Here is a 25819-nt window from a genome sequence, read left to right as displayed (position 1 = left end):
CAGAGCCGTTTGCGGAGGCCTCCGCAGAGGCCTCCGCAGGGTGCGCGTTCATCGAGCACCCAACACTTCGCCGATATAGAGAGCAACCGCGGCGACGCTGGCAATAGTTCCCGGATAGTCCATCCGGGTGGGCCCGAGGACGCCCATGCCGCCGTACACGGTATCCGAGGTGCCGTAGGAGGTGGACACCACCGAGGTGCCCGCCATCTGCTCGACGGCCGTCTCGTGGCCGATGCGGACGGTCACCTTGCCGGCCTCCTGCTGCGCCGCCAACAACCGCAGGACCACCACCTGCTCCTCGAGGGCCTCCAGGATGGACCGCAGCGAGCCCCCGAAATCCGCGGCGTTGCGGGTCAGGTTGGCCGTGCCGCCCATCAGCAGCCGCTCTTCGGTGTGCTCGACCAGCGACTCCAGCAACACCGTGGCCGAGCGCCCCACGGCGTCGCTGAGGCTGTTGGCCAGCCCGCTGCGGCCGTCGAGTTCGCCGGCCAGGTCCGCGACCGCGGTGGACGCCGCCGAAAGCTTCTTGCCCACCAGCGCCTGGCCCAGGATCTCGCGCAGCTGGGCAAGCTGATGGTCGTCGATGACGTCGCCGAGTTCGACGATGCGCTGGTCCACCCGGCCGGTGTCGGTGATGACCACCATCAGCAGCCGGGCCGGCGTCAGCGAGATCACTTCCAGGTGGCGAACCGTCGACGTCGACAGCGTCGGGTACTGCACCACCGCGACCTGGCGGGTCAGCTGGGCCAGCAGCCGCACCGCCCGGCGCAGCACGTCGTCGAGGTCGACGCCGGACTCCAGGAAGCTTTGGATAGCGCGCCGCTCGGCCGACGACAGCGGCTTGACGTCCTCGAGGCGGTCGACGAATTCGCGGTAGCCCTTTTCGGTGGGCACCCGCCCGGAGCTGGTGTGCGGCTGGGCGATATAGCCCTCAGCCTCCAGCACCGCCATGTCGTTGCGCACGGTCGCCGACGACACGCCCAGGTTGTGACGCTCCACCAAGGTCTTCGAACCGATGGGTTCCTTGGTGGCGACGAAGTCGGCGACGATGGCTCGCAGCACCTCGAAACGGCGCTCGTCGGCGCTTCCCATCGCACCCACCTCCTTGATCGCGTCCAGTTTACGGTCTCACGCGGGGCGAACTGCCATTTCACGGGCGTCCGGCGGGGACCTTCGGCAAGTTCCCGACTAATCTGTCCCTCATGTGTCCATCGGGCCCAGGCGACGCCTCGCGGGGGCTGCGCCCATGATTTTCAAGGGCGTGCGCGAGGGCAAGCCGTACCCCGATCACGGGCTGTCCTACAGGGATTGGTCCCAGATACCGCCGCAGCAGATCCGGCTCGACGAATTGGTCACGACGACGACGGTGCTCGCGCTGGACCGCCTGCTCTCGGAGGACTCGACCTTCTACGGCGACCTCTTCCCGCACGCGGTGCGGTGGAGGGGCATCACATACCTCGAGGACGGGCTGCACCGCGCCGTGCGGGCCGCGCTGCGGAACCGCACCGTGCTGCACGCCCGGGTGTTCGACATGGACACGCCGCTGCGGCAGCCGACGTAGCTTTCCTGGGTGCGGTCACGTTTCTGCGTCGCCGGGTGTCGACGTAGCAAAGACCACGTTCGAGGAGGACCGCCATGGCACGCCTTCAAGGAGTCTCCGACCGCGACGCCGGCCTGGGCGCCAAGATCGCCTTTTTCTTCACCAGGCGCAAACTGGCGCAGATGACCGGCCTAGAGACCGTCGGGATGCTCGAGCCGCTGCGCATGTATGCGCACATCCCGCGGCTGCTCAGCGCCTACGGAAAGCTGGAGCAGGCCGAATCGAAGCTGGACATCCTCAGCCCCCGGGTACGCGCCCTGGCCGAGCTGAAGGCGGCGACGACGGTGCGCTGCGAGTACTGCATCGACCTGGGTTCACAGATCGCCCGCCAGTGGGGAATCACCGACGAGGAGCTCCTCGCCCTGTCGGATTACCGCAACGCCCAATGCTTTTCCGATGTCGACAAGCTGATCCTCGACTACGCGACGGCGATCAGCCGCACCCCGGTGCAGGTGAGCGATCAACTGTTCAACGCGTTGCGCGCCCACTTCGACACCCCGCAACTCGTCGGGCTCACGCACGTCATCACGTTGGGCAACCTGCGGGCGCGGTTCAACGTCGCGCTCGGCATTGGGTCGTCCGGCTTTTCCGGCGACCGGGTGTGCGCCCTGCCCGAGACCGGCCGCGCGTGAGCGCACCCGGTGCGTCGTTGGCCGCGCGCTTCGAGGCCGCGCGGCCGCGGCTGGGCGCGATCGCCTACCGCATGCTCGGCTCGGTCGACGACGCCGAGGACGCGGTGCAGGAGGCGTGGATTCGGCTGAGCCGCACCGACGCCGAGATCGCCAACGTCGACGCCTGGCTGACCACCGCGGTGGCCCGCATCTGCCTGAACGCGCTGCGCGACCGGCATGCCCGCGGACGGGAGGAGCTCGTGGCGCAGCTGCCGGATCCGATCGTGGACGCGGAAGGCGAATTCGACCCCGAGCACCGGGCGATGCTGGCCGACGCGGTGGGCCTGGCGCTGTTCGTGGTGCTGGACACCCTGCCGCCGGCGGAGCGACTGGCCTTCGTGCTGCACGACGTGTTCGCCGTGCCGTTCGACCGGATCGCACCCATCGTCGACCGGACGCCGGAGGCGACGCGCAAGCTGGCCAGCCGGGCCCGCCGGCGCATCGAGCAGGCCGAACCCACCCCCGACGGCGACATCGGCGTCCAACGCGAGGCCGTCGACGCGTTTTTCGCGGCGGGGCGCAGCGGCGACTTCGACCGGCTGGTGTCGGTGCTGGACCCCGGCGTGGTGTTGCGCGGCGACCTCGGCGCGGGCGCGCCCCCGTTCCGCGCCGAGGGCGCGGCCAACGTGGCCCGGCTGGCGCGCAGCTACGCCGGCCCCGGGCGCGAGGTGCGCCCCGCCACGGTCAACGGCGCCGCCGGCGCCGTCATCTTCGTCGACGGGCGGGCGAGCGCCATCATGGGATTCGTGGTGCGCGCCGCGCGGGTGGCGGCGATCGACGTGCTCGCCGACCCCGAGCGCATCGCCCGGATCGACTTGAGCGCGGTTTAGCGGCGACCGCGGGCGCGGCGGAGCCGGGCGAAGAGGGTCGCCGCCCATCGATCGGGCTTAGCCCGTGGCCGTGGCCGCCTGGATCAGCGCGATGGCCGCATCGTGCTGCAGCACCCAGTTGCCGCCCTGGTTGACGAACGCGAGGTGCTTGGTGACCGGTCCCGCGAACTTCGGCCCCGCGATGGCGACGTCGGCCTGGGCGGCGTTCGGGCCGGCCGGCGCGATGTTCGTCACCGTGAAGGTCTCCGGGAAGTTGCCGTTGCGGTAGGCCTTTCGCAGGTCGTGGTCGGCCACGTGGCCCTCGTCCGGGGTGATGCCGTTTTCGACCAGGTTGTTCTTGGTCGTGTACGACACACCGGGATCGGTGGCCTGGTTGCAGAGGGTCGACAACTGCTCGGGCGTCGGCAATCCCGGCGCCGGCGGCGGGTCCTGCGGCAACGGGGCACCGACCCCGGCCAGTTGCACCTCGGCCACGGGCGCCGCGACGGCGGCGATCCCCGCGGCCCCGCCGCCGATGACGGCAAGCGCCGCCACACCGGTGATGACAGATTTCATGGTTCCCCCTTAAGGCCTCACTGCCCGGCGGCCTGCAACAACTCCATCGCCGAGGCCCGCGACAGCACCCCGCTGCCCTGGTTGACGAACTTGACGTTCTGTGTGACCGGGCTGAGGATCTTCGGGCCCGACACCGCGACGTCGGCCGTGGCCGCGCCCGGCCCGCCCGGCTGGATGTTGGTGACGTTGAACGCCAGCGGCAGGTCGCCGTTCTTGGCGGCCTTGCTCAGCTTGCGGTCGGCGATGTGGGCTTCCATTCCGCTGATGCCGCCCTCGACCAGGTTGCTCTTGTTCGCGAACGGCACGCTGGGATCGGCGAGGCTGTTCAGCAAGCCCGTCAGTTGGTCGGCGCTCGGGACATTGACTGCCGGGGCCGGCGCCGGATCCGCCGGCAAGGGCGCGCCGACCGCGGCCAGCCGCACCGGGACCTCGCCGTTCGCGACGGATGCGACGGACGACGCCCCGAAGGTCGCCGCGCCGATCGCGCCCAGGACCGCCACGCCGGTGACGAGTGATGTGATTCGCACGGTCAGGTTCCTCCCCTGTTTCCGCATGGCCGTAACCGGCCGATGCCGTGTGTTCTAAGTGTGCCCTCTGTGACTGCTGTTGTGTGTCTCAGGCCGATCACGTTACGGGCAAGCTCTGTGGAGGGCGCATGAACAATCTATGCGCTCGCTGTGTGGCCGCCCAGAAACGCCGGCCGCGGCGTCAGTCGGCGGCCATGGCCTCACGCAGGCTGCGGGGCCGCATGTCGGTCCAGTGTTGTTCGACATAATCCAGGCACGCCTCCCGGCCCGCTTCCCCGTACACCACGCGCCAGCCCGCCGGGACGTCGACGAACGCCGGCCACAGGCTGTGCTGGTCCTCGTCGTTGACCAAGACGACGAACGTGCCGGCGTCGTCGTCAAAGGGGTTGGGGCTCATCGCTTCTCCTTCGGTGGTTCGCCGAGCGCCCGGAGCCAGCGGAACCCGCCGGCGTCCCGGTGCCGCCCAGCACCCGGTCCGACAGCAGCCCCAGGCAACTCAGGTTGGGAAATCCGGGCCCCTGGGTGAGCCCGGACAGGTTGGGCAGGAACAGCTTCGGCGCGACGTCGGCGACGGCCAGGTCGTAGCCGATCGCCTCTTGCAGGCTGTCGGCGGTCAGCGGGCCACCCAGCCCGAGCTCGAGCAGGTCCAGCGCGTCCTGGCTGAACAGCGACGTGAACCAGAGCGGGTCGGCGCCGGAACCGTCGATGACGAGGTCGAAACCGTGCACCGTCTCCAGGTTTTCGCTGCCGCGGTTGGTGGACAGGGTCAGCCGGATCTGCCCGTCGCGGCCCACCGCGTGGGCCACGCGGCCGCGCAGGTGGTGAATGCGGTCGTCGGCGAGCAGCGCTTCCTGCACGTTCGCCGAGAACACCCCGCGGTCGGTGCGGGCCAGCGCGTCGCGGCGTTCGTCGAGCGTCAGCGCCGTCCAGTCGGTGGGGTCGGAGAACAGCGAGTTCTCGAAGTAGCCCTCGCCCCGGGTGAACAGCGTGACCTGCGGAGAGATCACGGTGATCGTCGAAACCCGGTGGCGGAACAGCTCGTTGAGCATCGAGGCCGCGGTCTCGCCGCCCCCGATGACGGCCACCCGCTCGGCGCTGATCCGGTCGTCGCCCGCGGCGCGGTCCCAGAATTGGGCGATCGACAGCATCCTCGGATTGCCGGGCAGCAACGACTTTTCGGCCTGGCCGGGGCCGGTGATCATCAAGGCGTCGCCGTGCACGGTGGTTTCGTGGGTGTGCAGCGCCCAGCGGTCTCCGGCGACGGCCAGCCGTTCGACCTCGCCGTGCACCACCTTGAGGCCGACCTGGTCGGCCACCCAACGCAGGTACTGGCTCCACCGGCGGTGGGTCGGCGCCGGCCGGCCCCGGTCGATCCATTCGGCGAACGACGCGGTGGCGATCAGGTAGGACTGCCAGCTGTAGCGGGTCATCCGGTCGTCGAGTTCGGCGTTGCGGCGCGGCACCAGCGCCGAGCGGTAGGGAAACCCGACGTCCTTTTCCGGGCTGGTGCCCAGCCGGTGGGCGCCGTCGGTCCAGCCGCCGCTGGCCTGCCAGTTGGCCCCGACGCCGGTGCGTTCCACCGCCACGACGTCGGGGACCTCGACGCCCATGTCGCGCAACACCGACGCCTTGGCCGCGACGGCGACCGCCTTGGCTCCGGCGCCCAAAATCGCCAGCGTTGGGGTCATCTCACCATCTCCCACAGTGCGTCATTCCAAAGTTCTTGCAGCGCGGCGACATCCGCAGGGTCCAGGATGTCGGGCAGGGCGCGCCACTGCGTGGCGAGCATCCGCGCGTCGCCCGCGCCGAGGATTCCGGCCACCACGGTCAGTTCGTGGCGCACCGCCTGCTCGGGTTCAGGCACCGGGTCCACGTCGGCCAGCAGTTCGCGCTCTAGTCGCAGGCCGCCGACGTCGGCGTGGGCGCTGCCGAGAAAGTTCAAGAGCAGCTGCGGTTCGGGATGGTCGCGCAGGTCGGTGTCGGACCGCAGATACCGCAGCAGGCCGTAATCGACGGGGCTGCCGGGAATCCGGGCCAGGTCGGTGAGGCCGTCGCAGTGGATGCGCAGCGGGTAGATCGCGCTGAGCAACCCGACCGTGTCGCTGGTGTCGATCGTCGCGTCGATGTGGGCGTCCGCGCGGCCGTGCGTCTCCAACGCCAGCAGCGGGGCCGGGGTTTCTTGGCCCCGTCGGCGCCGCCACGCGGTCACCGTGCGCGCGGCCGCGGTCACCAGCAGTTCGTTCATCGGCCGCCCCAGGGCCATCAGGCGGGCCGTCAGGTCGGCCCCGCAGGTCGAGACGCTGACCGCCACGTCGCCGACCCGGTCGGTTTCCGGTCGCAGCCGGCGGGCTCCCAGCGGCGGGTCGGCGCCCTGGAGTTCGCCGACCCAAAAGGCTTGGGTGGTCAACGTTTTGGCGCGCTCCGCCAGCGCTCGCGACCACCGCCGGTAACTGGTGTGCTCGCGGGCCGGCGCGGGTTGGCGGCCCGCGGACAACGCGTGCAGGCCGGCGTCGAGCTCGCTCAGCACGATGCGCCAGGACGCCGGGTCCATCGCCAGCACGTGGGCGGTCAGCACCAGCACGCCGGGACCGTCGGGCTCGCGCAGCCACATCGCCGACAACAGCCGGCCGGCCCCCGGGTCGAGGCCTTCGACCGCGCGGCGGGTGTGCGCGGCGACCTCGACGACCAGCTCCCCGCCGACTTGCGCTTCGGTGAGGACGTTCGTCTTCGGTTGTGCCACAAGCGTCATCGCGTCGCGGTCCAGCCGGCAGCGCAGCACCTCGTGCCCGTCGATGACGGCGCCCAGCAGCGCCCGCAGGCCCTCGCGCGTGACGGTGTCGGGCAGCCGGATGACCTCGGTCTGGGCGAGGCGGCGCGGGTTGCCGTGCTCGTAGAGCCAGCGGGCGTTGGGCAGCACCGGGATCGGCTCGCCGGCCTGGGCCGTCGCCTCCGAAGGCGCGTGCCGCGCGGTGTCGGCGGCGACCGCCACGGCCAGTTCGCGGATGGTGTCGCACTCCAGCATCAGCCGGGCGCGCAGCGCGATGCCGCGGCGGCGGGCGGCCTGCACGACCGACAGCGCCACGATGCTGTCCAAACCCATCTGGTGAAAGTCCGCCGCCACGTCGATCTTCTCGATGTCCTGGGCGCCCAGAACGTCGGCGAACGCTTCGGCCAACGCGGCCTCCGTCGGCGTCTCGGGCGGGGTGGTCGCGCCCTCGGTGAGGTCGATTGCGGCCAAGGCCCTTTCGTCGATCTTGCCGTGGGGGGTCAGCGGCAGCTCGTCGAGGACGACGATGTGGTGCGGGACCAGGTAGCGCGGCAGGCGTTCGGCCAGCATCGAACGCAGCGCGGCCGCCGACGGCGGGTTCGCGCCGCCGGCCACGTACGCCGTGAGGCGGGGACCGCTGGTGTGGGGGCGGGCCGTCACGTAGGCACCGCGCACCCCGTCGTGGCCGGTGAGCGCGGCCGCGATCTCGCCCGGCTCGACGCGAAAGCCGCGGATCTTGAGCTGGTCGTCGCTGCGTCCGAGGAACTCGAGGCCGCCGTCGGGCATGCGGCGCACCAGATCGCCGGTGCGGTACATCCGGCGGCCGCGGCCGGTGGGATCGGCGACGAACCGTGCGGCGGTCTCGGCGGCGCGTCCCAAATAGCCGCGGGTCAGCTGGTCGCCCGCCAGGTACAGCTCGCCCGCGGCGCCGTCGGGCACCGGCCGCAGCCAGGAGTCCAGGACGTAGGCGCGGGTGCTTCGGGTGGGACGCCCGATCGTCGGCCGCGGGTGCTCGTCGATCGCGGCGACGACGGCCTCGACCGTGGTCTCGGTGGGGCCGTAGCAGTTGAAGGCGGTCATGGCGGTTCGCGCGCATTCGGCTTGGATCGCTTGCCACGCCGTGCTTCCCAGCGCCTCGCCGCCCAGCGCCAGAACCGCCAAGGGTACCCGCCGCAGCAGGCCCGCGCTGTGCAGCTGGGCGAACATCGACGGCGTGGTGTCGATCATGTCCAGCCCGAAACGGTCGATCGTGTCGACCAGGGCCTCGGCGTCACGCTGGCGCTCGTCGTCGACGATGTGCACGCAGTGCCCGTCGAGCAGCGCCGCCAACGGCTGCCAGGCCGCGTCGAAGGTGAACGACCAGGCGTGCGCGACCCGCAGCGGCCGCCCGACCCGAGCGGCGGCCGGCTTGAGGACGCGGTCGATGTGGTCGTCGGCGTAGGCCGATAGGGCCCGGTGGGTTCCGATCACGCCTTTGGGCGCGCCGGTGGTTCCCGAGGTAAAGACGGCGTAGGCCGCCTGGTCCGGCGGCACCGTGGCCGGCCGCTGATCCGCGGGCGCGGCGCCGGAACCGGTCAACGCGGCGTATGCCGGTTCGTCGATGACGATCGGGGCCGACGTCTGGCGCAGGATGTCGTCGACCCGCTCGCCCGGCATCGCCGGGTCCAGCGGCACGATCATGGCGCCCGCCTTGAGGATCGCCAGCATCGTGGCCACGTAGCTCGGGCCGCGGGACAGCCTGACGGCGACGGGGGTTTCGCTGCCGGCGCCCGCCCGGCGCAGGGCGGCGGCCAGCCGGTCGGCGAGCGCGTCCAGCTCGCGGTAGGTCAGGCGACCGCCGGCCCAGCTGACCGCGATCGAATCGGGTTGTGCCGCCGCGATTTCGGCGAACCGGGTGTGCACCGCGACCGGCCGCCCGATCGATGCGGGCGAGCCGGTCGAGCCGCGCTCGCCGTCGAGCAGGATGTCGACGTCGCGCAGCGGCCGCTCCCAGGCGGGCGCCAGCCGCTGCGTCACGGCCAGCAGCCGCCCGCCGAGGGCCTCGGGCGCCATGTCGCCCAGCGCGCCGTCGAGGACCTCGACCAACACGGTGAGCTCGCCCGCGCTCAAATGCGCGGCGATCGTGACGGGGAAGTGCGACACGCTTTCGAGCGCCACGGGACGGAACGTGGCGCCGTTCGCGACGAACTCGGTGGCCCCGACCACCCCGCCGGGCGGGAAGTTTTCGTACACCAGCAGGGTGTCGAACATCTCCCCGACGCCGGCGAGGCCACGCAGCTCGGCGTGGCCCAGGTAGCTGTGCTCGCGCAGGGCGGCGGAGTCCCGTTGCAGCCCAAGGCATTGCGTCCCGACGGTTTCGCGGGGATTTAGCCGCACCCGCAACGGCACGGTGTTGATGAACATGCCGACCATCGCCTCCACGCCCGACAGGTCGCCGGGGCGCCCGGACACCGTCACCCCGAACGCCACGTCGCTGCGGTCGGTGAAGGCAGAAAGCACCGCGGCCCAGGCGAATTGGACGAGGGTGTTGAGGGTGACGCCGCGGGCGCGGGCGGCGCCGGCCAGCGCGGCGGTGGCCTCGGCGTCCAGCCGAACGGTGGTGCGACGCGGAATTCCCGCGGGCGGCGAGGTGGCGGCGAGCGCCGGCGACAACAGCGTCGGGCCGTCCAGGCCCTTCAGGTGCTGGGCCCAGACGGCCCGGCTGGCGTCCTGGTCGCGGGCGGCCAGCCAGCCGATGTAGTCGCGGTAAGGCCGCGGCGCCGGCGGCAGGACGGCGGTGTCGCCGCCCGCGCGATACAGGGCGAGCAGTTCGGAGACGAAGAGCGGCAGCGACCAGCCGTCGATCACGATGTGGTGGGCGACGATGGCCAGACGCCACTGCTCGTCGGGCATTTCGACGAGCAGAAACCGGAGCAGCGGCCCGCGCGCCATGTCGAAACGGCGTTGGCGCTCTTCGGCTTCCAGCCTGCCGACCTCGTCGGGGGCCCCACGCACGTGGCGCCAGGGCACCTCGACGGTGCTCGGTATCACCTGCACGGGCCGGCTGAGGTTGCCGTGCACGAAGCTGGCCCGCAGGTTGGGGTGCCGGGTCAGCATCGCCGCCGCGCAGCCCCGCAGCAGGGGCACGTCGAGCGGGCCCACCACGTCGGCTGACATCGCGATGACGTAGGGGTCGACCTCGTCGGGCCCGGCCGTTTCCGCTGCCCCGGCCTCGGAGGCCAGCGCCGCCATCGAGAACAGCCCCTGCTGCAGGGGGCTGAGCGCCATCACGTCCTCGATGGCCGGTCGCTCGTCGGCGCGGGTCACGGCCGGCTGCCCCAGGACGCGGTCAGGGCCGCCAGTTCGTCCTCGGACAGCCCGGAGGTGCTCATCGGCGCGTGGTGGGTGTCGTGGGCTTCCCGGGGCACGGTGTCCGCCTGTGAAGCGTCGACGGCGGCCGCGAGGTCGTGCAGCACGGGGTGCTCGAACACCATGCGGGGGGTCAACGGCAGCCCGGCATCACGCGCCCGTGCGGCGGCGCGCACCGCGAGGATGCTGTCGCCGCCGAGGTTGAAGAATTCGTCGTTGCGGCCGACTTCGGCGACGTCGAGCAGCTCGGAGAGGATGGCCGCCAGCGCGCGCTCGGTGGCGGTGCTCGGCGGCCCGCCCGGGCCGGTCGTGCTTGCCGTCCCGGCCGGCGGCGCCGCGGCTTCAGGGCCCGTCAGCAGTTCCAGTTGGCCGTCGTCGGCCCACACGCCGCGCTCGCCGGTGCGGTAGAGCCTCGAACCCGGTTGCGCGGCAAACGGATCGGCGACGAAACGGGTCGCGGTGAGCGACGGTTTTGGCAACCGGGCGCTGACGGCCACCCCGCCGCCGTAGTAGACGTCGCCCACGACGCCGACGGGAACGGGGTTCAGCGAGGGGTCCAGCAGGTACACGCGGGCCGCGCCGTCGCCCGCGCTGGACCGCTCCAGGATGCGTTGCCGCTCTTGGGCATCGGCGATCTGCAGCTCGCACAGGCGTTGGTCGGGCCGCTCCGCGAACGCCTCGACGACGCGGACCAACCACGCGGCGAACCGTTGCGCGGTGCTGCGCTTGTAGAGCTCGGGGCGGTAGATGACCACACCGCGGTAGCCGCCGGACCGCGGGTCGGATGCGAAGAAGTTGACCGACATGTCGGCGTGGGCGACGTCGAAGGTGGGTTCCAGGGCGCTGAACGTCGTGTCGCCGTCAGGCCCGCGGTCGATGACGCGGTCCTGCGGCAACCGTTCGCGGACGTGGACCACGACGTCGAACAGCGGGTTGCGCGACAACGACCGCGCCGGGTTGACCGCGTCCACCACCTGGTCGAACGGCAGGTCCTGGTGGGCATAGGCCGCCAGCGCCGTCTCCCGGGTCCGCCGCAGCACCTCGCGCAGGGTCGGGTTGCCGCGCAGATCGTTTCGCAGCACCACGATGTTGACGAAGAAGCCGATCAGCCGATCCAGTTCGGGTTCGTTGCGGCCGGCCACCGGGGTGCCCAGCGCGATGTCGGGGTTGCCGCCGGCCTTGTGCAGCACCACCGCGACGGCGGCCTGCAGCAGCATGAACTCGGTGACGCCGAGTTCGCGGCACAGCGTCGCCAGCTTCGCGCGGGTCGCCGCCCCGAAGCCGAACTCGACGGCGTCGCCGGCGCCGGTGAGCGACGCCGGGCGCGGGAAGTCCGGCCGCAGGCCGTTGTCGCCGGACAGTCCCGCCAGTTGGCGGGCCCAATAGTCGCGTTGCGGTGCGACGATGCCGCCGCCGGCGTCGAGCAGCTCGGCCTGCCACGCGCCGTAGTCGGCGTATTGCACGGGCAGCGGCTCCCAGGACGGCGGTTGCCCGCTGCAGCGGGCCCGGTAGGCGGTCAGCAGGTCGGTGAAGAGCACCCCGGCCGACCAGTGATCGGCGGCGATGTGGTGCACCACCAGCGACAGCGCGTGCTGGCCGGGGGCGCTCAGCAGGGCCGCGCGGATCGGCCAGTCGGTCTCCAGGTCGAAGACGTGGCCCCGCTCGTTTTCCAGCTCGGCGCGCAGCCAGGCCTCGTCGGGCCCGTCGGCGCGCCGGACCGGCACCTCGGCGGGCGGGTGGACGATCTGGCGGGGCACGCCGTCGATCTCGCGGTAGGTGGTGCGCAGGATCTCGTGGCGCCCCACCACGTCGGTGATCGCCGCCGCCAGCGCGTGGGTGTCGCAGGGGCCGCGCAGCGCCGCGGCGAACGGAATGTTGTTGACGGCGTTGGGTCCGTCGAAGCGATAGGTGAACCAGCTGCGCAGCTGCGAGGACGACAGCCGCGGCGGCCCCGCGTGGCGCGCCGGCGTCAACCGCGGCCGCGCCGGGCCGGCTCCCGACGCGACCCGGGTGTCGATGTGTTCGGCGATCCTGGCCACGGTGGCCAGCTCGAAGACCTCCCGCACACCGACTTCGGCGCCGCACGTCCTGCGCACGCCGGCAACGAGTTTGGTGGCCAGCAGCGAGTGGCCGCCGAGGTCGAAGAACGAGTCGTCGGCGCCGACCAGCTCGCGGCCCAACAGCTCGGCGAACAGCTCGGCGACGCGCCGCTCGGTGGGCGTTTGCGGTTCGCGGAATTCGGCGCCGGACCCGACCTCGGGGGCCGGCAGCGCGGCGCGGTCGATCTTGCCGTGCGCGGTGATCGGAATCTCGTCGAGCACAACGTAAGCCGCCGGCACCATGTATTCGGGCAGCGCCGCCGCCACCCGGGCCCGGATGCGGTCGAGGTCGACCTGCTCCCCCGCGGCGGGCGTGACGTAGCCAACCAGGCTCTTGCCCAGCCGGGGCAGGTCGTTGACCACCACGACGGCCTGCCCGACGGTGGGGTCGACCGAGATGGCCGCCGCGACGTCGCCCAGCTCGATCCGGAAGCCGCGGATCTTGACCTGTTCGTCGGCGCGGCCGACGAACTCGACGTCGCCGTCGGCGTTGCGGCGCGCGAGGTCTCCGGTCCGGTACATCCGGGCGCCGGGCCGGTACGGGTCGGCCACGAACCGCTCCGCGGTCAACCGGGCGCGCCGGTGGTAGCCGCGCGCCAGATGGGTTCCGCCCAGATAGATTTCGCCGATCACGCCGACGGGCACGGGTTGCAGCGCGTCGTCGAGCAGGTACATCGCGGTGTTGATCTTCGGCCGGCCGATCGGCACGATGCGGGTGCCCTGCGGGCCCTCGACCTTGAATCGGCTGGCGTTGATCACGGTTTCGGTGGGGCCGTAGAAGTTGTGCAGCAGCGCGTCGAACGTGGCGTGGAACCTGTCGGCCACCTCCCCGGGCAGCGGCTCGCCGCCGATGGGCACCCGCCGCAGCGTCCGCCACTGGTTGACGCCCGGCAGCGACAAAAACAGGCCGAGCAGGGACGGCACGAAATGCATTGCGGTGATTGACTCGTCGCGCAGCAGCTCGGTGAGGTAGCCGACGTCGTTGAGTCCGCCGGGTCGCGGGATCACCAGCCGTGCGCCGCAGGCCAGCGTCCCGAAGATCTCGGCGATCGACACGTCGAAGCTGGGCGAGGCGACCTGCAGCAGCCGGTCGGTGTGGTCGACGCCGTACTCGCGCTTGAACCAGGCGAAGTACTCCGCGACGGGGCGGTGCGGCACCGCGACGCCCTTGGGCAGCCCGGTGGTGCCCGACGTGTAGATCAGGTACGCGGCGTTCTCCGGCCGCAGCGGCCGGACGCGGTCGGCGTCGGTCGGGTCCACGGCGGGACGGGCGGCCAGGTCGGTCACCGGCTCGCGCAGCACCAGCTTGGGGTCGCAGTCGTCGAGGATGAATTCCAGACGCTCCCGCGGGTACGTGGGGTCCACCGGGACGTACACGGCGCCCGCTTTGGCGATCCCCAACGCGGTGACGACCAGTTCGGGCGACTTGTCGAGCAGCACGGCGACCCGGTCCTCGGCCCCGATGCCGCGCTCGATGAGCCAGTGCGCCAGCCGGTTTGCCGCCTGGTTGATTTCGCGATAGGAGAGGCGGCGGCCCTCGTAGACCACAGCGATCGCGTCCGGGGTCCGCGCGGCCTGCTCGGAAACCAGGTCCGCGAGCGTCCCGGGCGCGGCGTCGAACGGCTCGCCTTGCGACACCTCGCGCAGCCACTCGGCGTCGGCGTCGCCCATCAACGCCAGCGCGGCCAGCGGCTTGTCGGGTTCGGCCAGCGCGTCCTCGAGCAGCACGGCGAAGTGATCGAGCAGCTGGCGCACCAGGGCGGGCTCGAGGATTTCCAGCAGGTGCTCGGCTTCGACCAGCGCGCCGGTGGTGTCGAACTCGACCATGAAACCCAACGGCAGCTGGGTGAGGTTGCCACGCAGGTGGTAGCGCTCGCACTCGACGCCGGGCGGGCGGAATCCGCCGCCGTCGGGCTCGCGGAATCCGAAGCTGACCCGGGTCAGCCGCTCGGCGCCGTGGCGGCGATCGGGATTGAGTTCGCGCACGGCGCGGTCGAGGCTGACTCGTTGGTGTGCGAACGCCCCGGTGGCGACGTCGCGCGTGGCTTTCAGCAACTCGCGAAACGTCATCGACGCCCGGGGCCGCAGCCGCATCGCCACCGTGTTGCCGAAATAGCCGATGGCGTCCTCGGTTCCGGCGCCGCGGTTGAGCACCGGTGCGGCCACCAGGAAGTCGTCGCTGTGCGTGTAGCGATGCATCAGGGCGCCGAACGCGGCCAGCAGCACCATGTAAGGGGTGCATCCGGTATCGCGCGCGATCGCGCCGACGCGTTGGGCGGTGTCGCCGGGCAGCCGCAGCGTGCTGCGGCCGGCCTTCCAGTTGGAGGGCATGTGGGTTCCGGCCGGGCCCGGCAGCTCCAAAGGCTCGGGCGGGTCGGCCATGACGGCCCGCCAGTACTCGAGGTCGGCCTCGGTGGTGTCCGGCGCGGGCGGGCCCGACGGGCGGCGTTCCGGCCCCAGGCCCGCCCCCTGGTAGGCCTTGGTCAGGTCGGCGAAGAACACCCGCCACGAGCCGTCGTCCCAGGCGATGTGGTGGGCCACCAGCAACAGCACGTGTTCTTCGGTTGCGGTGCGTGCCAAGGTGATTCGCAGCGGCGCGTCGGTGGAGAGGTCGAAGGGCGCCGAGAACTCGCGCTGCGCCAGCACCTCGAGGCGGAGCCGGCGGGCGCGTTCCGGCAACCCGGTCAGGTCGTGTTGTTCCCACCGCGGGCGAAGGTCGTCGTGGACCGTCGGCCGCGGATCGCCGTCCTCGCCGACCGCGTAGGTGGTGCGCAGCACCCGATGCCGGCGCGCGACGTCGTCGACGGCGCGGTGCAACCGGGCGGCATCGAGGTCGCCGGTGATCCGGTACGACACGCAGACGTTGAGCAGGGCGCCACTGGGGTCGGCCAGCTGCACGAACCACATCCGCGCCTGGCCGTCGGTGAGCCGGTCGGCGGCAGGCGATTCCGGCTCCGCGGTGTCCGCGGCGAGGCCACGGTCGGCGAGCCTGCGGCGCAGCAGCTCCAGGCGGGCCGCGTCGAGCCGCGCGCCCGTGTCGGCGATATCAGTCACGCGAATGTCCACTTTCTGAGAGTTGTGCGACGAGTTCGTCGCCGGTGATTTCGCCCATCAGCGTGGCCAGGGAAACCGTGCGTCCGACCACCCGCTTGAGGCGCTTGCGTAGGTCCACCGCCAGCATCGAGTCGATGCCAAGGTCGAACAGGGATTCGGCGAGGTTGACCGCGGCGGGCCGGTCGATTCCGAGCACGGCCGCCAATTGGCCGCGCACCGCGTCGACGACCGGCACCGGCGCCTCGGCGGGGCGCTGCGCCGCGCCGCTGGCCGGGCCGCCGGTCGGTTCGAAGCGCCGGTCGCCCAAAAAGATTCGCAACCGGGTGGCGTCGGCCGAGAACACCAGCGGGTCGTCGCGCCAGTCGCGCAGGCTCGCCTCGATCGCCTCGCGCGGGATCATCGGGCGCAGCCCGGACCGCTCGATGCTGGCGGCCTCGGCGGCGTCGACGATGCCGCGGCTCCACTCGCCGTCGGTCGAGGCCTGCCACAAGCCCCATTTCACCGCCACGCAGTGCCGGCCCCGCGCGCGAAACTGCGCGGCCATCACGTCCAGCAGGCGGTTGGCCGCCGAGTAGGCGCCGTGGCCCCGCCCGCCCCATACCCCGGACACCGAGGAGCACAACAGCATTCGGGCGTCCGGGCGGGCGGGCCAGGCCTCGGCCACGTTGGCCAGGCCCCCGACCTTGGCCGCGAAGGTCCCCGCGGCGGCGGTCGCCGAAAGCCCGGCGGCCCCGAAGGTCGCGCTGCCCGCCGCGTGCACGATCAGCGACGCGCCCGCACCGCCGTGTTCGGCCGCGGTGCGGCGCACCTGATCCACATCGGTGACGTCGCAGGCCAGTGACAGCACATCGGTGCCGTGTTCGGCCGAAAGCCGGTTCAGCACTTGACGATCCGCCAGCCGGCGGCTCAGCAGGACGATGCGCCGCGCGCCGCGCTCGGCGAGGTAACGCGCGTAGTGCAGGCCGATCGCGCCGGCCCCGCCGGTGATGACCACGTCGTCGAGCAGCCCCGAGTCGAGTGGCCACGGCGAGGCGGCCGGCGCGTCGCGGAACGAACGCTCGAGCAACGCGTACCGACCGGCCGAGGCGCGCAGCGCGGTCTCGCCGCGACCGGACAACAGCGCCGCTACCACGTCAGCACCGGCGGCGGGCGGCAACTCCCGCGACGGCAGGTCCAGGTGGGTGAAAGCGGTTTCCGGGCGGTCGAACCCGAGGCTACGGTGCATCGCGGCCAGCGCCGCGTGGCCGGCCGACGGCGGCGGGTCGGGATCGCCGACCCGCTCGGCGCCGACGGTGACCAGGCAGACGGTTTGGCAGCGGGGCCCGACCGCCTGGGCATAGTCCAAAAGGCCGGAGGCGATCAGTCTGGTCAGTTCCTCGGCGGCCGAAACGGCGTCGGCGGCGTCGAGGGCGGGCGCGATCGCCACCACGACGTCGGCCTCCCCCGCCGCGCTGGGCGCGGCCGACGGGTGGGACTCGATCGCCGCCCGCAGCGTTTTTGCCAGGGCGGCGTCACCGCCGAGATCGACCACCGCCAGCCGGGCCGGCGGCCCGGCCACGGCGGGCGGCGCAGGCTTCCAGTGCTCGACGGTAACGGTGGGGCCCGCGGGCGCCCCCGGCGGCGCGGGTAGCGGCTCGGGGTGCGCCCACATCGGCGTGGCACGCATCGGCGCATTGGGGAATCCTTGCAGGACAACCCCTTTCACCGCGCAATCCAGGTGGTCGGCCCAGGGGTAGCCGGGGTCGGCGACCGCCGCGGCGACGATGTTCGCCGACAGCACGTCGAGCACCGGCTCGTCGCGGCGCGTCGAGCCGACGAGCACCGCCGGGCCGTCGGGCGCGCCCGCCTCGAAGGCCTGGCCGATCGAGAACAACAGCGCCGGGTGGGCCGACAGTTCGATGAAGGACCCAACGCCGCAACGGATCGCCGACTCGAAGGCCCGGTCCAGTCGCACCGGGTTGCGCAGGTTCGCGTACCAGTAGTCACCGAAGGCCGTGCCGGCGGCCACCACGTCTCCGGTGGTGCCGCCGATGAATCGGATTGGCGTGTCGGCGAATGCGGTGGCGGGCAGTTGCGCCTGGAAGTCGTCGCGGAGCGGTTCGAGCAGGCTGGTGTGTCCCGGAAAGTTCGCGGTGATCTCGCGGGCGAACCCACCGCGGGAGCGGACCTCGTCGACGATGGCCAGCACCGCGTCGCGATCGCCCGAGACCGCGACGGTTTCGGCGGAGTAGACGACGGACAGTTCCACCCAGCCGTCGCAGGCCGCGATCAGCGGTTCGGCCGCCGCGGCTGCGACGCCCAGGGTCGCCATGGCGTAGCGGCCCGGCAGGCGGTCCACCACGCCGGCGCGGGCCGCGACCACGGCGACGGCGTCCGGCAGCGTGATGCCGCCGGCGATGAGCGCCGCGGCGACCTCGCCGAGGCTCTGGCCGATGGTGAGGTCGGCAACCACACCGCACGAGCGCCAAACCTCGGCCAGCGCGACGGCGTGGACGAATTGCGCGCCCTGGATCTCGGTTTCGGAGAAGGCCTGCGGCTCGGCGGCGGCCGTCAGATAGCGCAGCGGCGACGCGACGCCGGCGTCCTCGAACGCCGCGGCGCAGGCGTCGGCCGCGGCCCGATAGCTCGGCAGCGCTTGGTAGGCGACGGTGCCCATGCCGGGCCAGTGGCCGCCCTGGCCGGGAACAACGAACGCCTGCCGGGGCGCCGAACCCAGCGCCGAGGAGGCGACCAGCGGATGCTCGCGCCTTGCGGCCAGCGCCCGCAACCCGTCGACGAGCTCGGCCCGGTCCGCGGCCCGCAGCACCGACCGGTAACGGCGGACCCGGCGGGTCCCGGTCAGCTGCCGGGCCACCTGCGCCACGGTCGTTTCCGGGCGGCGGTCGAGGTAGTCGAGGATCGCTTGCGCGTCCGCGCGGACGAGTTCCTCGGCGTGGGCGCTGAGCAGGACGGGGATCCGCCCGTCGGGCAGTCGGTTGCGCGCCATCATTTCTCCGGCATCGATACGACCAGGTGGGCGTTGGTGCCGCTCATCCCGAACGCCGAGACGGCGGCGGTGCGCCATCCGTTCACGGCCGGCCACGGCGTCAGCTTGTCCGCCAACCGCAATCCCTGGCTGTCCCAATCGATTTCGTGGCTGGGCTCGTCGACGTGCAGCGTCGGCGGGATCGTGGCATGCTCGGCGGCCAGGATCACCTTGGCGAGGCCCAGCGCTCCCGCCGCGGCCTGGGCGTGCCCGATGTTGGACTTGACCGATCCCAGCAGCGGTCCGCGCCCGGCCGGCGTGGCGCCGTAACTGGCCGCCAGCGACAGCAGTTCGGTCCGGTCGCCCAGCCGGGTGCCGGTGCCGTGCCCTTCGACGAGCCCGACGTCGGCGGGGTCCAACTCGGCCTGCGCGAGGGCCCGCCGGAACAGGCGCAGCTGCGCGTCGCCGCTGGGCGCCGTCAGCCCGTTGCTGCGTCCGTCGGAGTTCAGGCAGCTGGCGCGCACCTGGGCGAGGACGCGCCGCCCGTCGGCGTTCGCCCGGGACCGGCGCTGCAGCACGAACATCGCCGCGCCCTCCGCCCAGACGGTTCCGCTGGTGTGCGCGCTGTACGGTCGGCAGTGGCCGTCGTCGGACAGCGCGTGCTGCTTGGAAAATTCGACGAAGTAGCCCGGGGTGCCCATCACGCAGACCCCGCCGGCCAGCGCCAGGTCGCAGTCGCCGGCCCCCAGTGCCGCTACCGCGGTGTGAAACGCGGTCAGGGCCGAGGAGCACGAGGTGTCGACGGTCAGCGCCGGCCCGGCCAAATCCAATGTGTAGGCGATGCGCCCCGAGATGACGCCCAGCGACGTCCCGCTGATCAGATGCCCGCTGTGGTGGGAGAACTCGGAGAGCTTCGGTCCGTACTCCAGGGCCGAGGCCCCGACATAGCAGCCCACGTCGTGGCCGGCCAGGTCGTCGGGATTGATCCCGCTGTTCTCCAGGCTGCGCCACGCCACCCGCAACGCGACCCGCTGCTGCGGGTCCATCGCCACCGCCTCGCGCGGTGAGATTCGAAAGAACTCCGGGTCGAATGTGGTTGCGGTGGACAGGAATCCGCCGAGATTGTGGATGGGTTTGAATCCGTCGCGCCGGGAGCCGTCGAACAGCTCGCGCAGGGCCCAGCCCCGATCCGTGGGAAAGGGGCCCAAGCCCTCGCGCTGTTCGCACAGCAACGCCCAGAAATCGTCGGCGGTTTCCACCCCGCCGGGCGCCTCCAGCGCCAGCCCGACGACGACGACCGGATCGTTATCGGACATCGGCGCTTACCATCCGGGCCACCGCGTCGAGGTGATCGTTGAGGTAGAAATGGCCGCCTTCGAAGCCCGACAGAAAGAATCGTCCCGACGTGTGGGTTTCCCAGGCGGCCAGCATGTCCCGGGTGATCCGGTGGTCGCCGTGGCCGCCGACGGCGTGGATGTCGGCGTTGATGCGCACGTGGGGCGGGCAGGAATAGGCGTTCAGCGCGCGGTAGTCGGCCTGCACGGCCCGCACCAGCAGCTCGACGAATTCCTCGTCCTCGAGCAGCACCGGGTCGGTGCCGCCCAGGTCGACCATGTCGGCCAACACGCCACGCTCGTCGGTCGGAAGGGGACCGGAGGCCGCTACCAGCGACGGAGGCTGCCCCGCCGAAGCCCACAGCGCGCGCACCGGCACGCCGTTGCGCTCGGCGATGCGGGCGAACTCGAAGGCCACCACGGCGCCCATGCAGTGGCCGAACACCGTCAGCGGAGCCACCGACGGCCAGTCACCCGCCTCGAACAGCTCCAGGGCCAGCGCGCCGATGCTCTCCGCCGCCGGGTGGTCGCGCCGGTCCGCCCGCTGCGGGTATTGCACGACGTAGGCGTCGACGTCGTTGCCCGCCAAGGCTTTTGCCAGCGATCGGTAGGCCGCGGCGGCGCCGCCCGCGTGTGGGAACACGATCACCGCGCCGCGCGCGGCGCTGCCGGTGAACCGCTTCACCCACGGCTGGAACTCCCGCCGGGCTGGTTCGGCCTTCGAACCGGGGTCTGGCTCAGCCTCGAGCGCGGACAGCACGTCGGTGCTCGACATCTCCGCGATCTCCAGGTACACGTCGGCCACCTGCTCGAGCCGGTCGCCACCGGCCTCGCGGCCGGCGAGCAATTCGGCGAGCGCGGCCACGGTTCGGGTGGCAAAGACGTCGGCGACCATCAGGCTCGGGGAATCGAGCCACTGCCGGATGCCCGCGACGGCCTGGGTCGCGTGCACGGAATCGCCGCCGAGGGAAAAGAAGTCGTCGTGCACGCCCACCGCGGCGGGGTCGCGGCCCAGGATTTCGGCGACGATGTGGCACAGCGCGCGTTCCAGCTGCGTGCGCGGCGCCTCCCGCGGTCCCGCCGCGCCGTCGCCTTGCCCGGCCAGCGCGGCCGTGAGCAGGGCCGTGACCGCCCTGCGGTCGATCTTGCCGCCGTCGGTGAACGGGATGCGCTCGAGGACCGACACGTGCCGCGGGATCATGTGCGCGGGAACGAGGTCGGCCAGGGCCTCGCGCACCCCCTGTGCGGTCGGCCCGGCGTCGTCGAGGCGGACCGCCGTGGCCAGCACGTCGGTGTCGCCGGGCGCGGGCACCAGCGCGGCCACGGCCGCGCGCACGCCGGGCACCCGCCGCAGCGCGGCCTCGATCTCGCCGAGTTCGACGCGGTAGCCGCTGATCTTGATTCGGTGGTCGGCGCGGCCGACGAATTCCAGCGTGCCGTCCGGCCAGTAGCGCGCCAGGTCCCCGCTGCGGTACCAGGTCCGGCCGTCGTGTTCGACGAAACGCTCGGCGGTCAGGTCGGCGCGCCCGCGGTAGCCCCGGGCGATGCCGCGTCCGGAGAACCACAGCTCTCCGGGCACCCAGTCGGGGCAGTCGGCGCCGGTGTCGTCGACGACCCGGCAGGCGATGTTCGGAAACGGCCGGCCGTAGGGCACCGCGGTCCAGTCGGCCGGCAGCTCCCCGGTGACCTCGAAAATGGTTGCGTGCACCGCGGTTTCGGTGGCGCCGCCCAGCCCGGCGAAGCGCAGGCCGGGTGCCTGCGCCTGGAGCGCGCGGGCCAGCCCCGGGCGGACCCAGTCGCCACCGGTGGCGACCACCCGCAGCGACGGCAGCCGTCCGTGGCCGACCTCGACCAGCATCTCCAGCCAGCCCGGCAGGAAGTTCAGCACGGTGACCCCGTGGGTGGCGATCAGCCGGGCCCAGGCGTCGGGATCGCGGCGCTGCGCCTCGTCGACGACGACGACCGACCCGCCGGCCCGTAGGGTGGCGAAAATGTCGAGCACCGACAGGTCGCATTCCAGCGTCGACAGGGCCAGGCACTTATCGGCGGGGCCGATGCCGAAATGGCGGGTGAGGAATTCCACGGTGTTCATCGCGCCGTCGTGCGTCATCTCGACGCCCTTGGGCTCCCCGGTCGAGCCGGACGTGAACAGCACGTAGGCGAGCTCGGCGGGATCGGTTGTGGCGGGATCGGTTTCGTCAACCGCCGGGGCGTCGCGCAGCACGTCGGCGATCACCAACGCGGGCACCGGCAACGACAACGGGCGCCCGCCGCACACCAGCGCCAGGCGCACCCCGCCGGTGGTGAGGATGCGCTCGGCGCGGTCGCGGGGCTGGTCGATTCCGATCGGCAGGTACACGCCGCCGGCGGCCAGGATCCCGAGCAGCGCCGGCAGCTGTTCGGCGGTCTTGGGACCCATCACGGCGACCGTGTCGCCGGCCCCGATCCCGTTGGCGCGCAACGCCGCGGCGAGGGCCAGCGCCTGGTGGCGCAGCTGCGCATAGCTGAGGTCACCCGTGCTGGCGAAGATCGCGGGCGCGTCGGGCTGCCGTCGGGCGCGGCGAAAGAAGCCATCGTGCAGCGCTTCCCGGCTGGGCTCGGCGGTGCGGCCGTTGGCCGCGTCGCGCACGGCGCGCTGCGCGTCGGGCAGCGCCGACGGGCCGGGGGCGTCCCAGGCGTCGTCGGTCGAGGCGAGGCGGAGCAGTTCGTCGACGTGGTGGGCGAACATGGCGTCGATGACGCCGGGCGCGAACATGCCGTCGCGCACGTCCCAGTTCACCAGGACCCCGCCGTCGAACTCGGTGACCTGCGCGTCGAGCAGCACCTGCGGGCCCTGGGAGATCAGCCACACCGGTGTGCCGAATTGCGTTGTGACGTCGCCGTGGAACAGCTCGCCGAGGCCCAGCGCGCTGGTGAACACGACCGGCGCCAGCACCTGGGTGCCGCGGTGGCGGCTCAGGTCGCGCAGCACCGAGAGCCCGGGGTAGGCGGCGTGCGCGGCGGCGGTGCGCATGGCGTCCTGCACGGCGTGCGCCCGCGCCGCCGCGGTGTGTTTTGCGCCCGCCAGGTCGCTGAAATCAACGTCGAGCAGCAGCGAGGACGTGAAGTCGCCGACCAGCCGGTCGACGTCGGGGTGCAGGGGCTGCCGCCCGAACAGCGGGACGTTCAGCAGGAACCGCGACGTGGCAGACCAGCGCGCCAGCGTGCCGGCGAACGCCGCGGCCAGCGCCATCGCGGGCGTGACGCCGCGGGCCCGGGCCCGGGCGAACAGCGCGTCGCGGGTCGCCGGGTCCAGCCAGTGCCAGCGCCGCGTGCTGGTGCGCGAGTCGGGGCCGCCGGTCGACGGCGGCGCTGGCGGGTCGGGCAGCTGCGGGATGCGCCGGGCCCACCACTCGCGGTCGGCGTCGCGGGTCACGTCCGGCTGGCGGTCCCGGCGCGCGACGGCCCGACGGTATTCGCGGTAGGTGTAGCCCAGCGGGGGCAGGTCGCGACCGGCGTAGAGGGCGGCCAGGTCGGCCATCAAAGTGCGGTAGCTCATCGCGTCGGCGGCCTGCATGTCCAGGTCGACGTGCAGCCGGGAGCGCTCGCCCGGCAACAGCGTCAGCGTGAGCTCGAAGACGGCGCCGACGAGCTGCTGGTGCGACTTGGCCTCGCGGATGGCGGCCAGCCGCCCCTCGGCGCCCCCGTCGTCGTCGCGCAGATCGACCACGGTGACCGGAAAGTCGCCGCACTCCTGCGGCGGGGCCACGCGCTGGGTGCCGTCGGGCAAGAACCGCACCCGCAGCATCGGGTGGCGCAGCGCCAGCCCGGTGGCCGCCGCGCGCAGCCGGTCCGGATCGATCGGGCCGCCGTCGAATTCGACGTAGAGGTGCCCGGCCACCCCGCCGAACCGCTGATTGTCCTGGCGGCCCACCCACATCGCGTGCTGCATCGGGGCGAGCGGAAAGGGGTCGCCCTCGGGGGCGTGATCGGCCTCGGCCGCAGGCGCGGGTTCGTCGCCGCCCCGCCCGGCGCCGGCCGCGACCAGCTCGGACCAGGCCTCGATGGTCGGCGCGGCGCTCAGGGTCGCGAAATCGACGGCGACTCCCCGGCGGCGCCAGCGACCGGCCAGCGTCATCATCCGGATCGAGTCCAGGCCCTGCCCGATCAGGTTCTCACCTGGGTGAATGGCGTCGGCTTCGACGCCGAGCAGTTCGGCGACCTCCGCGCGGATGTCCTCCGAGCACGCCGGGGCACGCACCACGAATCCTCCTGAATTAGCAAAGGCTGCCCTAAGTTGTTGGTTACCCTATCCTCGATGCCTACGCCGCCGCTACCGCCCCCGCCGGATCAAAGTTGAGGAGACAGGTGCCCCCGAACGCGACGCAGCCGTCGGCCGGAGCCATGGACGGGTTCGTGCCGTTCCCGGCCGACCGGGCCGCCGCCTACCGGGCGGCCGGCTATTGGGCTGGTCGGACCCTGGACACGATCCTGACCGACGGGGCGCGGCGCTGGCGCGACCGGACGGCGGTAGTCGACGCCCTCGCCCCTCGCGGCGTGAGCTATGCCGAACTCGACGAGCGGGCCGACCGTGCGGCCGCCGGGCTGCGCGGACTGGGCATCGCGCCGGGCGACCGCGTCCTGTTGCAGCTGCCCAACGGTTGCCAGTTCGTGGTGGCGCTGTTCGGGTTGTTGCGGGCCGGGGCGATCCCGGTGCTGTGCCTGCCCGGTCACCGGGCCGCCGAACTGGCGCACTTCGCCGCCGTGAGCCAGGCGAGCGCGCTGGTGATCGCCGACGCCGCCGGCGGTTTCGACTATCGGTCCATGGCGGGTGACCTGCTGCGGGATCAGCCCGCGCTGCGCCACGTGATCGTCGACGGCGACGCCGGACCGTTCATCCCGTGGGCGCGGCTGTGCGACGAAAGCCCCGCGCAGGCACCGCCGCCGACGGCCGACCCGGCGTCGCCCGCGCTGCTGCTGGTTTCCGGGGGCACCACCGGCATGCCCAAGCTGATTCCGCGCACCCACGACGACTACCTGTACAACGCGACCGCGAGCGCCGAACTGTGCCGGCTCGGCGCCGACGACGTCTACCTCGCGGTGCTGGCGGCGGGCCATAACTTCCCGCTGGCCTGCCCGGGCCTGCTCGGCGCGATGACTGCGGGCGCCACCACCGTGCTGGGCACCGACCCCAGCCCCGAGGCCGCCTTCGCCGCCATCGCGCGCCATGGCGTCACCGTCACCGCCCTGGTGCCGACCCTGGCCAGGCTGTGGGCGCGCGCCTGCGAATGGGAGCCGCAGCCGCCGAAGTCGTTGCGGCTGCTGCAAGTTGGCGGGGCCAAGCTGGAGCCGGAGGACGCCCGGCTGGTGCGCGCCGCGCTGACCCCGGGCCTGCAGCAGGTGTTCGGGATGGCCGAGGGGCTGCTGTGCTACACCCGCCTGGACGACCCGCCCGAGATCGTCGAGAACACCCAGGGGCGCCCGTTGTGTGCCGCCGACGAAGTCCGCGTCGTCGACGGCGCGGGCGAGCCCGTGGCGGCCGGCGAGGAGGGCGAGCTGTTGGTGCGCGGGCCGTACACGATCAACGGTTATTTCCGCGCGGAACGCGACAACGAGCGCGCCTTCGATCCCGCCGGCTTCTACCGCAGCGGCGACCTCGTGCGCCGCAGGGGCGACGGCTACCTGGTGGTCACCGGCCGGGTCAAAGACGTCATCTGCCGTGGCGGGGAAACGATCGCCGCGGCCGACCTGGAAGAGCAGATGTTGAGCCATCCCGCGATCTTCTCGGTCGCCGCGGTCCCCCTGCCCGATCCCTATCTGGGTGAAAAGATTTGCGCGGCAGTCGTTTTCGCCGGAGAGCCGATCGGCCTCGCGGAGCTGAACGCCCATCTCGACGCGCGGGGGGTGGCCACCCACGCCCGCCCCGACATGCTGGTCGCGATGGCCGCCCTGCCCACCACGCCGATCGGCAAGGTGGACAAGAAGGCGATCGTTTGCCAACTCGGTGACGCCGCCACCCCGGGGCGGCACGGAGCGACCTTGGTACCCGGGCGGCGGCGGCCCGAAACGTGTTCGGGGGACCGTTGACGT

General features: G+C 72.3%; 14 protein-coding genes. 4 read left to right on the top strand and 10 right to left on the bottom strand.

Features of this window, described 5'->3' with window-relative positions; translation table 11 throughout:
* Window positions 1–48: 48 nt before the first annotated feature.
* The gene (gene hrcA / locus AWC19_RS21235; RefSeq protein WP_085079984.1) at window positions 49–1092 is read right to left on the bottom strand and encodes a heat-inducible transcriptional repressor HrcA; all 1044 of its coding nucleotides are present in this window, start codon (window positions 1090–1092) and stop codon (window positions 49–51) included.
* A gap of 154 nt (window positions 1093–1246) precedes the next feature.
* On the opposite strand from hrcA, the gene AWC19_RS21230 reads away from it, so the two are divergent.
* The 3 genes from AWC19_RS21230 to AWC19_RS21220 all read left to right on the top strand — a co-directional run bounded on the left by AWC19_RS21230 (window position 1247) and on the right by AWC19_RS21220 (window position 3101).
* Window positions 1247–1561, top strand: coding sequence for a type II toxin-antitoxin system VapB family antitoxin (locus AWC19_RS21230; RefSeq protein ID WP_085079982.1), 315 nt, complete (start codon window positions 1247–1249; stop codon window positions 1559–1561).
* A 74-nt stretch (window positions 1562–1635) separates the two neighbouring features.
* Window positions 1636–2232 carry a carboxymuconolactone decarboxylase family protein gene (locus tag AWC19_RS21225; RefSeq protein ID WP_085079981.1) on the top strand — a complete coding sequence of 199 codons (597 nt, stop codon included), beginning with the start codon at window positions 1636–1638 and terminating at the stop codon, window positions 2230–2232.
* Window positions 2229–3101, top strand: a complete 873-nt coding sequence (locus tag AWC19_RS21220; protein WP_085079980.1) for a sigma-70 family RNA polymerase sigma factor — start codon at window positions 2229–2231, stop codon at window positions 3099–3101. Before AWC19_RS21225 ends, AWC19_RS21220 begins: the two co-directional genes overlap by 4 nt.
* A 57-nt stretch (window positions 3102–3158) precedes the next feature.
* On the opposite strand, the gene AWC19_RS21215 is transcribed toward AWC19_RS21220, so the two are convergent.
* The 9 genes from AWC19_RS21215 to AWC19_RS21175 all read right to left on the bottom strand — a co-directional run bounded on the left by AWC19_RS21215 (window position 3159) and on the right by AWC19_RS21175 (window position 23993).
* Window positions 3159–3656: an MTB12 family secreted protein gene (locus AWC19_RS21215; RefSeq protein WP_085079978.1), complete on the bottom strand. Its 498-nt coding sequence runs from the start codon at window positions 3654–3656 to the stop codon at window positions 3159–3161.
* 17 nt (window positions 3657–3673) lie between these two features.
* A complete protein-coding gene (locus tag AWC19_RS21210; protein ID WP_085079977.1) occupies window positions 3674–4210 on the bottom strand; it encodes an MTB12 family secreted protein in 537 nt (178 codons plus the stop codon).
* Window positions 4211–4364: 154 nt separating this feature from the next.
* Entirely contained in the window at window positions 4365–4580 is a 216-nt protein-coding gene (locus AWC19_RS21205) for an MbtH family protein (RefSeq protein WP_085079975.1), read from the bottom strand.
* The gene (gene mbtG, locus AWC19_RS21200; RefSeq protein WP_085079974.1) at window positions 4561–5871 is read right to left on the bottom strand and encodes an NADPH-dependent L-lysine N(6)-monooxygenase MbtG; all 1311 of its coding nucleotides are present in this window, start codon (window positions 5869–5871) and stop codon (window positions 4561–4563) included. Before mbtG ends, AWC19_RS21205 begins: the two co-directional genes overlap by 20 nt.
* On the bottom strand, window positions 5868–10256 hold the full coding sequence (locus tag AWC19_RS21195) for a non-ribosomal peptide synthetase (RefSeq protein WP_211284972.1): 4389 nt from the start codon (window positions 10254–10256) through the stop codon (window positions 5868–5870). The genes mbtG and AWC19_RS21195 overlap by 4 nt, the downstream gene beginning before the upstream one ends.
* Window positions 10253–15451: a non-ribosomal peptide synthetase gene (locus AWC19_RS21190; protein ID WP_085079972.1), complete on the bottom strand. Its 5199-nt coding sequence runs from the start codon at window positions 15449–15451 to the stop codon at window positions 10253–10255. Before AWC19_RS21190 ends, AWC19_RS21195 begins: the two co-directional genes overlap by 4 nt.
* Window positions 15444–18437: a mycobactin polyketide synthase MbtD gene (gene mbtD, locus AWC19_RS21185; protein ID WP_142281328.1), complete on the bottom strand. Its 2994-nt coding sequence runs from the start codon at window positions 18435–18437 to the stop codon at window positions 15444–15446. Before mbtD ends, AWC19_RS21190 begins: the two co-directional genes overlap by 8 nt.
* Window positions 18437–19732, bottom strand: a complete 1296-nt coding sequence (locus AWC19_RS21180) for a beta-ketoacyl [acyl carrier protein] synthase domain-containing protein (RefSeq protein ID WP_085079970.1) — start codon at window positions 19730–19732, stop codon at window positions 18437–18439. Before AWC19_RS21180 ends, mbtD begins: the two co-directional genes overlap by 1 nt.
* Window positions 19722–23993: a non-ribosomal peptide synthetase gene (locus AWC19_RS21175; protein ID WP_085079968.1), complete on the bottom strand. Its 4272-nt coding sequence runs from the start codon at window positions 23991–23993 to the stop codon at window positions 19722–19724. Before AWC19_RS21175 ends, AWC19_RS21180 begins: the two co-directional genes overlap by 11 nt.
* Window positions 23994–24133: 140 nt before the next feature.
* On the opposite strand from AWC19_RS21175, the gene AWC19_RS21170 reads away from it, so the two are divergent.
* The gene (locus AWC19_RS21170) at window positions 24134–25816 is read left to right on the top strand and encodes a (2,3-dihydroxybenzoyl)adenylate synthase (RefSeq protein WP_142281342.1); all 1683 of its coding nucleotides are present in this window, start codon (window positions 24134–24136) and stop codon (window positions 25814–25816) included.
* Window positions 25817–25819 lie beyond the last annotated feature (3 nt).

The sequence above is a fragment of the Mycobacterium palustre genome, from assembly GCF_002101785.1.
In the GTDB taxonomy this organism is placed as follows: Bacteria; Actinomycetota; Actinomycetes; order Mycobacteriales; family Mycobacteriaceae; genus Mycobacterium; species Mycobacterium palustre.
Note: the sequence above shows the minus strand (reverse complement) of the source record. Positions and strands in the feature narration are given on the sequence as shown.

Excerpts from the sequence above, each read along its gene's own strand:
- AWC19_RS21225 (WP_085079981.1), top strand. The coding sequence starts at position 1,636 with ATGGCACGCCTTCAAGGAGTCTCCGACCGCGACGCCGGCCTGGGCGCC.
- AWC19_RS21170 (WP_142281342.1), top strand. The coding sequence starts at position 24,134 with ATGGACGGGTTCGTGCCGTTCCCGGCCGACCGGGCCGCCGCCTACCGG.
- mbtD (WP_142281328.1), bottom strand. The coding sequence starts at position 18,437 with ATGGCGCGCAACCGACTGCCCGACGGGCGGATCCCCGTCCTGCTCAGC.
- AWC19_RS21210 (WP_085079977.1), bottom strand. The coding sequence starts at position 4,210 with ATGCGGAAACAGGGGAGGAACCTGACCGTGCGAATCACATCACTCGTC.
- AWC19_RS21230 (WP_085079982.1), top strand. The coding sequence starts at position 1,247 with ATGATTTTCAAGGGCGTGCGCGAGGGCAAGCCGTACCCCGATCACGGG.
- AWC19_RS21205 (WP_085079975.1), bottom strand. The coding sequence starts at position 4,580 with ATGAGCCCCAACCCCTTTGACGACGACGCCGGCACGTTCGTCGTCTTG.
- hrcA (WP_085079984.1), bottom strand. The coding sequence starts at position 1,092 with ATGGGAAGCGCCGACGAGCGCCGTTTCGAGGTGCTGCGAGCCATCGTC.
- AWC19_RS21180 (WP_085079970.1), bottom strand. The coding sequence starts at position 19,732 with ATGTCCGATAACGATCCGGTCGTCGTCGTCGGGCTGGCGCTGGAGGCG.
- mbtG (WP_085079974.1), bottom strand. The coding sequence starts at position 5,871 with ATGACCCCAACGCTGGCGATTTTGGGCGCCGGAGCCAAGGCGGTCGCC.
- AWC19_RS21215 (WP_085079978.1), bottom strand. The coding sequence starts at position 3,656 with ATGAAATCTGTCATCACCGGTGTGGCGGCGCTTGCCGTCATCGGCGGC.